Annotated in this window: 13 protein-coding genes and 2 pseudogenes; 8 read left to right on the top strand and 7 right to left on the bottom strand. The window is 58.3% G+C overall.

The genetic code is table 11. The features are described 5' to 3' along the window. The 3 genes and pseudogenes from LXM96_RS19175 to LXM96_RS19165 all read right to left on the bottom strand — a co-directional run. The coding region (locus LXM96_RS19175; RefSeq protein WP_240000171.1) for a nucleotidyltransferase family protein at window positions 1-839 on the bottom strand (839 nt) is incomplete at its 3' end. Between the two features lie 190 nt (window positions 840-1,029). After that, a complete protein-coding gene (locus LXM96_RS19170) occupies window positions 1,030-1,452 on the bottom strand; it encodes a type II toxin-antitoxin system VapC family toxin (protein WP_240000170.1) in 423 nt (140 codons plus the stop codon). Next, a pseudogene (locus LXM96_RS19165) lies at window positions 1,452-1,619 on the bottom strand (type II toxin-antitoxin system Phd/YefM family antitoxin); the annotation flags it as partial. The gene LXM96_RS19170 and the pseudogene LXM96_RS19165, both read right to left, overlap by 1 nt. Here LXM96_RS19165 and LXM96_RS19160 point away from each other — a divergent pair. Continuing rightward, window positions 1,600-2,764, top strand: a pseudogene (locus LXM96_RS19160) (hypothetical protein); the annotation flags it as partial. The pseudogenes LXM96_RS19165 and LXM96_RS19160 overlap by 20 nt on opposite strands. Before the next feature lie 110 nt (window positions 2,765-2,874). Here LXM96_RS19160 and LXM96_RS19155 read toward each other — a convergent pair. From LXM96_RS19155 to LXM96_RS19140, 4 genes are all read right to left on the bottom strand, one after another. Further along, window positions 2,875-3,306 (bottom strand): type II toxin-antitoxin system VapC family toxin, encoded by a 432-nt coding sequence (locus LXM96_RS19155; protein ID WP_240000169.1) that lies wholly within the window; start codon window positions 3,304-3,306, stop codon window positions 2,875-2,877. Further along, window positions 3,303-3,554: a FitA-like ribbon-helix-helix domain-containing protein gene (locus tag LXM96_RS19150; protein ID WP_240000176.1), complete on the bottom strand. Its 252-nt coding sequence runs from the start codon at window positions 3,552-3,554 to the stop codon at window positions 3,303-3,305. The genes LXM96_RS19155 and LXM96_RS19150 overlap by 4 nt, the downstream gene beginning before the upstream one ends. A 256-nt stretch (window positions 3,555-3,810) precedes the next feature. Next, entirely contained in the window at window positions 3,811-5,007 is a 1,197-nt protein-coding gene (locus LXM96_RS19145) for an MFS transporter (protein ID WP_240000168.1), read from the bottom strand. Window positions 5,008-5,066: 59 nt separating this feature from the next. Further along, window positions 5,067-5,681 carry an NADPH-dependent FMN reductase gene (locus tag LXM96_RS19140; protein ID WP_240000167.1) on the bottom strand — a complete coding sequence of 205 codons (615 nt, stop codon included), beginning with the start codon at window positions 5,679-5,681 and terminating at the stop codon, window positions 5,067-5,069. Between the two features lie 217 nt (window positions 5,682-5,898). On the opposite strand from LXM96_RS19140, the gene LXM96_RS19135 reads away from it, so the two are divergent. The 7 genes from LXM96_RS19135 (at window position 5,899) to LXM96_RS19105 (ending at window position 11,142) form a co-directional block, all read left to right on the top strand. Continuing rightward, window positions 5,899-6,798 (top strand): LysR family transcriptional regulator, encoded by a 900-nt coding sequence (locus LXM96_RS19135; protein ID WP_240000166.1) that lies wholly within the window; start codon window positions 5,899-5,901, stop codon window positions 6,796-6,798. Window positions 6,799-6,849: 51 nt separating this feature from the next. Next, window positions 6,850-7,353: a DUF6653 family protein gene (locus LXM96_RS19130; RefSeq protein ID WP_240000165.1), complete on the top strand. Its 504-nt coding sequence runs from the start codon at window positions 6,850-6,852 to the stop codon at window positions 7,351-7,353. A gap of 270 nt (window positions 7,354-7,623) precedes the next feature. Further along, window positions 7,624-8,103: an Hsp20 family protein gene (locus LXM96_RS19125; RefSeq protein ID WP_240000164.1), complete on the top strand. Its 480-nt coding sequence runs from the start codon at window positions 7,624-7,626 to the stop codon at window positions 8,101-8,103. An 88-nt stretch (window positions 8,104-8,191) separates the two neighbouring features. Further along, entirely contained in the window at window positions 8,192-8,698 is a 507-nt protein-coding gene (locus LXM96_RS19120) for an Hsp20/alpha crystallin family protein (protein WP_240000163.1), read from the top strand. 132 nt (window positions 8,699-8,830) lie between these two features. Then, entirely contained in the window at window positions 8,831-9,352 is a 522-nt protein-coding gene (locus LXM96_RS19115) for a PDZ domain-containing protein (protein WP_240000162.1), read from the top strand. A gap of 132 nt (window positions 9,353-9,484) precedes the next feature. Continuing rightward, window positions 9,485-9,775, top strand: coding sequence for a DUF982 domain-containing protein (locus LXM96_RS19110; RefSeq protein WP_240000161.1), 291 nt, complete (start codon window positions 9,485-9,487; stop codon window positions 9,773-9,775). Window positions 9,776-10,056: 281 nt separating this feature from the next. Beyond that, the gene (locus LXM96_RS19105; protein WP_240000160.1) at window positions 10,057-11,142 is read left to right on the top strand and encodes a glycosyltransferase family 4 protein; all 1,086 of its coding nucleotides are present in this window, start codon (window positions 10,057-10,059) and stop codon (window positions 11,140-11,142) included. Window positions 11,143-11,154: the final 12 nt, after the last annotated feature.

The following is an 11,154-nucleotide window of genomic DNA, read 5'->3' as shown; positions in this document are numbered from 1 at the left end:
TCAGTGTGTCGGCGGCTGGCGACGATGAGCTTGTGGACAGCGTACCGGGACGGATCAGGGACGACGACCGGGACACCGCTTCGGTGGAGCAGCATCGTCCTGACTGGATCCCTGATGAGGAAGTCGAGAAAGCGCAGCGGATCCGCGCTGGCTCCGCCGAGGGCGGGCATCTTCGCCGGCTGGTCGATGTAGTCGTCCGAACCACGGTTCGACGTCAGGAATTCAACCCGGTAGCCGTCGGCATTCTGAAACGCCGACGAGGCCGCGGATCCTGATCGATGGGGAACTGGCCGGAAGCTGACGTCGACGCCCTGCAGCAGTTCAATGATCGGAGGCAGGCTGTCTTCAACCTCCGGGCTGATGGCATAGTCCTGGGCGATGTCCGCGTCGCCGGTCAGGATCGCAGCCATGGGAAGGCGGACGCCCAGCAGTCCTGAATAGCATTGGAAGGCGACCGTGCCGATGAGAACACCCCGGAGTCGAAAGAGACCGCCGTCGGCGAGGGCCTCGACGATGTCACCCGACATGGCGTCAGGGGCGATCATCCCGCCTTCGCGGGTCAGGGTATTTACCAAGCGCCTGCGAGCGCGTAAATCGTCCTTGTCCCGCTTATGATCAGCGACACGCTGCGATATATCCGGATCGTCGGCAGGACCGACGTAACGACGTTTCGTACCACCGTGTCCATCCGGGATGTCGAAGTACCAGTACTTGCGCCCCTTGATGTTTGCGGGGGTGAACCGACCCTCCGGAGGGAAATCGGCCGTCCAAGCGGCGTCGAGCGAGCGTTGACCTAGCTCGGCAAGCATCGTCTGGTACATGAGGTCAATAGACTTCATAAGCTCGATTCCATCGTTATACTGTTTTTCAAAAACAGTATAACCCTCGAGAGGATAGCGGGCAAGGTGGGATGGTAGCTCGATCGCCTTGACAGGATCTGAACCGCTGACCTCTACATTGCGAAGAACTGAACTACGTTTTCCTACAGAGTTCGCAAAGACAATTTCCAGGCGCCCTACGTGCCTTTACTCAGGCACGCCATGGGTCCACGAGGATAACGCCGGTGCCCTGGAAATCTTGAATGTTGCGTGTAACGACCATAAGCCCGTGCACCACCGCCGTGGCAGCGATGAGTGCATCCGCTTCGTTGCGGCGATCCGGAATATGCAAGTGGGCACATTGCGTCGCAATCGCTTCATCGATAGCATTGATACGCTGAGCGAACTCCGGGCGCACTCGGCTATCCATCCAGGCTCGTAAGCGAGCGCCCTGCTCAATGTCACGCCGCTGGATGCTGAGTATCCCGCGCTCAAGTTCTAAAATTGTCATGGCAGAAATATACAGATCGTCGGAATCCTGCGCGCTTAACCAAGCCGTCACGTTCGGATCAGCTTTACCGTCACCAACCTTACGGAGCTCGGAGACAACGTTTGTGTCGAGCAGATATTGCAAGAAAGATCGACTTCGCGAGTTGCAATGACTGATCGAGACGGATCGAAATCGATCTTCGACAATCCAGACATGGAAAGCGCATCGACAAGATTGTGACGCTTACCTGTCAGACGTTCAAACTCACCGTACGTCATCAACACGTGCGAAGGTCTCCCACGATCAGAGACAGCCAGCCAAAAGATCGAACACCTTGGCTTGATGTTCGGGGCGCTCGCCGCCTCCCCGAATGGGATCGTCAAAGGTCGTGGCGTTGTGGGACTGGTATTTGCAGTGGCGCGAACGCAGGCGCGGCTTCTTTACCAAATGGGATGACATGCTGATGGTGGCCATGGCCCTGACACGCGCTGAGGTCGGCTGGATCCGCCAGCACCCCGAGCTGTTACGCAACGTGAAGCCGATCGACGAACTTGTCACGGCGGACGAGATTGCGGCAGCGCATCGAGACTGGGATGGCGCATGCGAAGCCTTCCATCGCCATGCCGCCAATCGATCAAAAGAAATCCAGCGGGTGATGCGGGTTCACCGCGATCCCTTTGAGCCTATCATGTGCGTGCTGGAGGCGGACAGTCCGCTCGCCGAGTATCGCAAGATCACCTTGAAGCGGATGCCGGATGAGGACCGCTACCCGAGAGCAGCCGCCGAAGCTGTCCGGTCCTTTCTGATGCTGAGGCTCGGCTTGCATCTCGGCCTCAGGCAGAAGAACCTTCGGCAATTGCTGGTCTGTCCGCGCGGACAATTCCCGACAGCAGAACGGCGGCTTCAAGACATGAGGCGCGGTGAACTGCGCTGGAGCGAGCGGGACCGCGGCTGGGAGGTATTCATCCCTTCCAACGCTTTCAAAAACTCAAGCTCCTCCTTCTTCGGGCAAAAACCATTTCGGCTGGTGCTACCGGATCTGCTCAATCTCTACACCTATCTCGATGCCTATATCGAAAGGCATCGGAGGGTACTGCTGGGGCGCGCGCCCGATCCAGGAACGCTCTTCGTCAAGACCGTCAAGACGACCAGCGTCGACGCATCCTACAATCAAACAACGTTCTACGAGGCTTGGCGGCTGGCGATCCAGCGATACGGCATCTACAATCCCTACACCGGCCGCGGTGCCATCAAAGGGCTCCTTCCCCACGGCCCCCATAACGTCCGAGACGTTCTCGCCACTCACATCTTAAAACAAACCGGATCATACGAGCAGGCAAGCTATGCGATACAGGACACGCCCGATGTGGTGCAGCAGCACTACGGACGCTTCCTGCCGCAGGACAAGGCGGCATTGGCAGCGCGGATCCTCAACCAAGTCTGGGAGGCAGCTTAGTCTGTTGGGGTGTATCGCCTATCTAAACCCAGCCAGATGCGGAAAGTCTCCACGTCCGTCTGGACGATATCGGACGTCTCCGCCTTGATGGGATCTGAACCGACGGCCTCTTAGTCGAAGTTCTGACCATTCCACGGATTGATAACTTTCAGTCCAGCGGCCTTGAACGGGCTTGTGTCTCTCGTTGCCACAACTAGACCCCTCTCTGCAGCTATGGCCGCGATGAATCCATCGGCCTTGCCGATCGCTTTACCGGATACTCGTGCGCCTGCCATCAGTTCAGAGTAGAACCGCGAGGTGCTTACGGTGAAGGGCAGAATACGCTCAACAAAATGTGGTAGCACCTCATCCTCAAGACGGTTGTGGAGGATGGTTTGACGCCGCCCGATTGGCATTGATGCGATGCCAAACCGAAGCTCCGCAACCGATATCGCAGAGATGAAGAGCGTTTCGATCGCTTGGGCATCCAGCCAAGCCACAACCGCTGCAGAAGGAGCCGGCTTCCACGGCTCTGAAATCACGTTGGTGTCTATCAAGATCATTCAAAAGTCATCGGTTCAGCTGGCGTCTTATCGCGCTCTTGCAGAGCTTCAACATCCCTGTCTGACAGGTCGGCCTCCCGACCGATGTCCACGAGCAATGAGCCGAGCTTTGCGCGCTGAGACGGGCGAACAGCGGCCTCGAGGATGTCGCGAATTTCCGCCTCAGTGCTTCGGCCATGATGAGCTGCTCTCACACGCAACGCGCGGTGGGTTTCATCAGAAAGATTCCGAATGGTAACTGCCGGCATCCTCATGACCTCATCTAGTCACCAACAATGATATCAACGTAGTGCATGTGATATCATTGTTCAAGTGGCTCTCGGAGAGGTAGGAGGAATATCAGAGCCGCCTTTCTCCGCTTTGAACAGGTATCGAACCCGCGACAGGTTCATCGACTCTGGCCGGCAGTAGATCCGCGGGCAAGGGCCAGCCGCACATGGTGCGAGGTTCATCCCTCGGACCGTGCCTGCTCGGCGGGCGGCTGAGCAGCACGAATCCGACTGCTCACGTCTTGGCCGGTAGCCAAACCTGACCCACTGCTATTGCGGCCGCCAGCACGGAAGCGACGACAAGCGCGACGCTGCCCCAGCCGAGGCTGGGCGCGAGCGCACCAGCCATTGCCGGCCCCACGAGCATCCCAAGATTGTTGCCTTGCATGGCCAGGCCCATAGTCCCGCCAACCAGTTCCGGTCGAGGTGCCAGTTGTGCCAGGCATGTCATCAGCACGACCGGTACCAACCCGGCCATGAAGGAGAACAGAACAGAAAAGCTGACGACCAACTGCCACGCCACACCGTCTGCCAGGATGCCATAGCCAAGCCCCATCATAGCAAGGAACCCTCCCGTTAAAACGCGGGTTGGACGTTTCCACCTTGCAAGCAGGAAGCCGGAGACGAGATTGCCGATCCCACCAGCCGCTATCGAGATGGCGGTAACGGTCCCTGCGAGGTTTCGGCTGAGCCCAACCTGCTCTTGAAGCAGCGTTGGTAAGAAGCCAAAGATCGCGAAGAAGGCGGTGGAGAAGGCTGCGAAAAGGGCTGCTACTACCCAAGGACCGGATGCGACAGCGACCTGTGCCAGTTGCTCCTTAACCGACCGGTCCTTCATCCCAACTGTTGTTGCCGGAATTGATGCGGCAGAGACTAGTCCGTAGCCAAGCAGGAGCGCGGCGTTCAGCATCCAGAACCCGCGCCATTCGAAATACCCCAGCAGCGGCGCGCACAACATGGCTAGCGCCATTCCGACGGGCATGACGGTCGCCCAGATGGCAATCGCCCATTCGCGTAGCTTCGGGGAAGGAATGGCGAAGATCAATGTGGGCGCGGCCACCATTACTGAAACAAAGCCAAGTCCCTCAAGAACACGCCACAGGATCAGATCTCCAGCGCCGCCGGCAGTAGCGCCGAGTCCGGATGCCAGAGCCTGGCACAAAAGCCCCCCCACCACCATACGCTTGGCACCAAGTCGATCCACCGCTAGTCCGATCGGCGCGCCACAAGTAGCCCCAACGAGCGAGAAGGCAGAGATGACCCAGGAAGCGACAACAAGATTGGCCTCCAAGTCGCTTTGGATGAGGCTTAGCGCAATCGGTGCCTTCCCCACTTGCAGAGCGGAAACGATACCTGTCCCGGCAATGGCAAATACGACAAGCCAGCCTACCGGCCTCGTCCGGGCGTTTTCAAGATGATGTGCAACAGACATGATGTACGCCTCCCACAACCAAAGGGTGTGCCGACTGGACGCGAAGTTGCGACCGGCGTTTATGCGGCGTCGACCAGTTCGCCTCCCTCATTCTTGCTTGGCGTAGCGGTGTAAGGCTCGTCGGCGCGCGCCCGACGCAAGGCCGTGGCCCACCACTTCAACTGATGCAGCATTGCGGTAGCGGCCCCTGCACAACTCGCGGGGTCAACCGGCCGTCCTTGATCATCGAAGACGTCCCATGCGTTCCGGAAGCTGACGGTGTCGCGCATCGTCACCGCGTGCAGTTCCGCCATTACGCCCCGCAGGTGCTCCACGGCGCGAAGGCCTGCCCCAAACCCGCCGTAGGAGACGAATCCCACCGGTTTGGCCTGCCATTCCTGATAACCAAGATCGATTGCGTGCTTGAGAACAGCTGGAAAGCTGTGATTGTACTCCGGCACAACGAACACAAAGGCATCGGCCTCGGCAAGACGATGGCAGAATGCCACAGCTTCAGGACCAGGCGTGTCCGAAATGACCACCGGCAAATCGACCTCTGCCAGATCAATAACATCAACCGAGAAGCTGTCGTCTGACCGAATCTGGTCGGTGAACCATCGGGCAACCGTTGGCGCGAGTCGGCCCTCGCGATTGCTGCCCACGAGTATGGCGAGGTGGATTGGCTTAGCTGACATGATCCTTTCTCCTTCATACAGGCACTGCAACGCCGGCACGTGGATGCGTGGGCCGACATGGATATGTACGGTCCGAGCCGACGCACTTCGTGCGCGCGATCTAGCTGACTGTCTTTTTCTGCTTTGGTTGAGCCCTTTCGTTCGGGCTAGAGAAAAGATAAATCATATGGATGGATAAAAAAGCGCAATTTTTCGACCAAAAGTATCGGATGAGTGGATGCTTCTAATTTCGCTTGAGCAATGGCGTGCCCTTGTCGGGGTCGTTGATGCCGGAAGCTACGCCTTGGCCGCAGAGGCGCTCGGTAAAAGTCAGTCCTCCGTCAGCTATGCGGTGGCACAGATCGAAGAGCGGACCGGCGTTCAAGTCTTCCGAATTCAGGGGAGGAAGGCGGTTCTAACGGCCGAAGGCAAGGCATTGTACCTCCGCGCCAGATATCTCTTGTCCGAGGCAACCCGACTAGAAAAAGCTGCTGCGCAAATGGCTCTTGGTCACGAGGCCGAGCTGCGCCTCGCGGCAGACATCATGTTCCCCCCGGCCATGCTAATAGAAGCCATCCAACGTCACGCCGCAGACCGACAAACGGTTCGTGTCGAAGTCTTTGAAACGGTTGTGTCTGGGTTCAGGGGGCTTCTTGAAGATGGAAAGGTCGATGTCGCAATTGCGCCTGAAGTTCCCGACGGGTTCCTCGGCGAGCCAATCATGCGCGTATCATTTCTGCCGGTCGCAGCGCCAACGCATCCCCTCCACAAGCTTGATCAAGTGACGTTGCATGACCTTCGAGATCACCATCATCTGATCATTCGAGACAGCGGCGAACGCCGGGCGGACCAAGGTGCCTGGCACGTTTCCCAAAACCGGATCGTGTTCTCTCAGACGTCGACATCGATCGAGGCTGCACGACGCGGTCTGGGGTTTAGCTGGTTCGCGGAGACTCTCATCAAGGAGGACCTCAAGACCGGCGCCTTGAAGGAACTGCCGATGGCTGAACGTGCACGAAGATCCGTTGAACTGTTTCTGGTCTTTCGTGACGCTGTGGGAGCAAGCCCAGGTGTGCGGGCATTAGCGGAGGCGCTGCGATCGGCAGTGCGAGGCCAGTCATCAGTGTCTTCTGAGTAGTGTCGAACATGCTATCACGCACCTGCCAGCGCTGAACAAGGGCACAGAACGATGAGACTTGACCATGTCATAAGCCGCGCAATGGGTATGGACAGTGACAAATGGCAACGTCATGGCAATCCATGGAGCGTTTGGACCCGCCTTGCGACTATCCCGGCATTTGCGCTGGCAGTCTACGCTCGGATATGGCTCGGATGGTGGAGCCTCCTGCCCCTTGTTTTTCTCATCGTATTCCTGTGGCTCAACACCCGAATATTCGCTCCAGCCCAAACCGACGAGCGGTGGGAGACGCGGGCTATCCTGGGGGAGAAGATTTGGCTTGATCGCGACGTTACCGCCATACGGGATGATCATCTGCGCGCAATACGGTTGATAGCAACCGGAAGCAGTCTAAGCAGCGTGCTGCTCATCATAGGTCTGGTTTGGCTCGACCCTTGGGCAACCGCATTTGGCGCTGCTGGCATGTTTTTTGGACAGGCGTGGCTACTCGATCGCTTCGCCTGGCTGTACGAGACCAAACGAAGCTGTTCCAGCGATGTTGGCCGCCACGGCTGACTGACCCATGTGCTGTAAGCATGTTTGGAAGTGAGACCGTGGGCTTTGTCGGACTGGCCGGCACCACCTGTCTGAGTACCTGAAGCCAAGTAATGGTCCTTCTGTCGCCAAGCCGGCCGCACGCGACGCCCTTGAACGTAAAAAGCCGCTTTACTAGATAGTTTTCAGCCGGATGCACAATGGTGATCCGGTAATGCTGAGCTGGCGTCGAGGACGCTTCGGCCTTGGCGCTTGTCTTGTACCCATGTTGCTTCAAAGGAGGATGTGGCTATGAGAACCACGACTTTTGACTTCTCTCCCCTGTTCCGGTCGAGCGTTGGGTTCGATCGGCTGCTTGGCGCTCTCGAAGCGGCAAGCCGTATCGAAACGATCGACAACTGGCCTCCCTATGACATCGTCAAGACCGGCGATGACGACTATCGCATCACCATGGCGGTCGCCGGCTTCTCTCAGGACGAGTTGAGCATCACACAGGAGCAGAACATGCTCCTTGTGTCGGGCCAGAAGGAGAACGACCAGGGCGGCGAATATCTGCACCGCGGGATCGCGGGGCGATCGTTCCAACGTCGCTTCGAGCTCGCTGACCATGTGAAGGTGACAGGCGCCAACCTCGCCGATGGCCTGCTGACGGTCGATCTCAAGCGTGAGGTTCCCGAAGAAATGAAGCCTCGCCTGATCGAAATCAAGAGCGATCTGGCTCTTCCTGGGAACGACACGAAGCAGATCGAAGGCGACAAGGTCGCAGCCTAACCAACAACATCAGAGACGACGGCAGGCGCCGGGTGACACCCGGCGCCTAGGTCGGCGTCTGGGTTGAAGGAACAGAAAGGAGGAACTTATGACCATTCGTGATCTGATCCCCTGGGGCCGCAATAACGGCCACTCGACACCCACGGCTTTCAATGAAGGCCGCGACCCGTTCCTCTCCCTGCACAGGGACGTCAACCGGTTGTTCGACGACGTTTTCCGCGGCTTCGGTGCCGGCCTTACATTACCGAACGGCGGCTCTAGTCTCGGCAGGGCATGGCCAAGCGTCGAGATCTCCGACCAGGACAAGGAGATCAAGGTGACGGCTGAGGTGCCGGGTCTGGACGAGAAGGACATCGAGGTGCTGCTCAATGACGGTGTCCTGACACTGAGAGGCGAGAAGCGCTCGGAAACCGAAGACAAGGAACGGCAGTTCTCCGAGCGCTATTATGGGCGCTTTGAGCGAAGAGTTCCTCTCGGCTACGAGGTTGAGGAGGACAAGGTCGATGCTCAATTCAAGAACGGCGTTCTGACCGTCGTGCTGCCGAAGTCGGAGAAGGCGCAGTCGAGGATGAAGCGCATCACCATCAGGCACTGAACCCACACGCGGGCGGCCGCGCATCAGGCGGCCGTCCAGGTCCTTCGCCATCGCGGGAGGGATGAACCATGGAGAAAATCGTAAAGGAATACGCTACCCCTACTAAGTTGTTCGCCGGGCTGGGCCACTCAAATGATAATTGCCGAAGCCCTCCAATTGAGCGGCTTGCGAGGTGCCCTTATCGCAAATGTTGAGGCTGGTTCATCTGCGGAAAAGGCCGGACTGCAATCTGGCGACGTCGTGACGGCTGTGAATGGGCGCACCATCCAGAGTGCACGGGATCTCAGGAACCACATCGGCCTGACGCCTATAAACAGCAAAGTGGCTCTGGCTGTGAGGCGGGGAGATGAGCAGCTTGTCATAGACGTTGTGATCGCAGCCGAAGAGCTGCCGTCCATAGACGCAGCAGGGACGCCGTTGGATGGCGTCACTTTTGGCGCCGCGGCAGACGGGGCCGGGGTGATGATCGAGCGAATTGCTTCAGGTAGCCCCGCGGACCGCGCTGGATTGCGACAGGGCGACATCCTGGTTAGCGTCAACCGCAGCCGGGTGCGATCCGTAGAGGACCTGCAAAAGGCGCTTGATGCCCGGCCCGCCATTCTTGCTCTGGAGCTCATCCGAGACGGGAGGAACCTGCTCCTGATTGCCAAATGATGTCTTGGAGGGACCCACCGAAACCGGAAGGAGCCGCACCGGATCAGGCTGCGGAGCACCGGCTGGCTCTATGCGGATACACAAGAGGACTCATCTAGCTGATTTGCCGCTTCAAGAAACGGAGGTGATGGCATGTTGCTGTTCAATGAACCGATCTTTATCGACAGGGGTCGATATGTTCAGGAGATAGCGACGCTGGAAGATGCGCTGGACTTCCTGGAGGATTGGCCGAAGAGCAAGCGTGACCTTGCATATGAGACTCTGGCAAGCGCTTGCCTGAAGGCCTATGCTGGCGTCTTTCCGCAAGAAGCAGCTGAGACCGCGTTCCGTAAGTTCGCGCGAAGAAATGACATTCTCACCAGTGGGGCTCTGCTGCCTCTCCTTTCGCGCCGTGCCCACGGGCATAGTATCGGGGGACGCTAACTGGTGCCAGCGTGGAAGGGGGGCACCATCAACATCTTGATGCTTGGCCCCCGCTTTCCTAGATCAGAACTGCTTCCGCATCCCGGCAAGCTTCAAGGCATCTTGGTCCTGCTGAACAGGTGAAGGCACATGTCTTTGTCTCCTTGGCGCGACAAGTCGTGCGTCTCTTCTTCCTCATGCCGCACCAGCCCGTGGGCGTTCAACAGCGACCGGTGTGCTTCAGACACGGCCTGCGCGGGTTACTACTGATCCACCTTGCTTGTTGAAGGAGGTTGTTCATCATGAAGATCGCCCAAATCGCTCCGCTCGCTGAACGTGTTCCGCCCAAGCTTTACGGGGGAACTGAGCGGATTGTGTCATACCTGACCGAGGAGCTTGTTCGGCAGGGCCATGAGGTGACACTCTTTGCCAGCGGTGACTCGATCACCGCGGCTGAACTTGTTGCCACTTCTCCCACCGCGCTGAGGCTTGATCCCGCGGTACAGGATCCATTGCCACATCACATGATCATGCTGGAAGAGGTCCGCAGACAGGCGTTCAAGTTCGATATCCTGCACTTCCACGTCGACCTTCTGCATTACCCGATGCTGGCTCAGCTCGAAGTTCCGGCACTTACGACCCTCCATGGGCGGCTTGACCTTCCGGATCTGCAGCCGTTCTACGCTTACTTCCCCGACCGACCGCTGGTTTCAATCTCCGACGACCAGCGCAAGCCAATGCCGCCTGTACGCTGGGCAGGCACAGTTTATCACGGGCTACCGCGCGACATACTACCGTTCACAGAAAATCCAGATGACGACTACGTGGCCTTCCTTGGCAGGATTTCGCCGGAGAAACGTCCCGACCGAGCCATCGAAATCGCCAAACGTGCCGGCGTAAAGCTGAAGATGGCAGCCAAGGTGGACGGCGCCGACCGCGACTACTGGACTTCAGTGATCGAGCCATTGGTGCGCCAGAGCCCAAATGTCGAATTCATCGGCGAGATCGGCGAGCACGAAAAAGCAAGCTTCCTCGGCAATGCCAGGGCTCTAGTCTTTCCAATCGACTGGCCGGAGCCGTTTGGACTGGTGATGATCGAGGCAATGGCATGCGGCACGCCAGTGATAGCATTCCGCAACGGGTCGGTACCGGAAATCATCGACCACGGCATCTCGGGACTAATTGTAAGCGACATCCAGTCGGCGGTCTCTGCTGTGGAACTGGTTGATGAACTTCCGAGACGGGATGTTCGTGGCGCGTTTGAGCGACGGTTCACGGTGGAGCGGATGGCGAAAGACTACCTCTCGATCTACGAGCGCCTGGCATCGGGAACCCACTCGCATCAGGCCCCGACGAACGATAACGTCGACCTGCAAGGTGTTGCCTGAGGAAAGAGGTGG

The organism is Rhizobium halophilum, assembly GCF_021648825.1.
GTDB classification, from domain to species: Bacteria; Pseudomonadota; Alphaproteobacteria; order Rhizobiales; family Rhizobiaceae; genus Neorhizobium; species Neorhizobium halophilum.
This window is presented reverse-complemented; position numbering and strand designations above follow the sequence as displayed.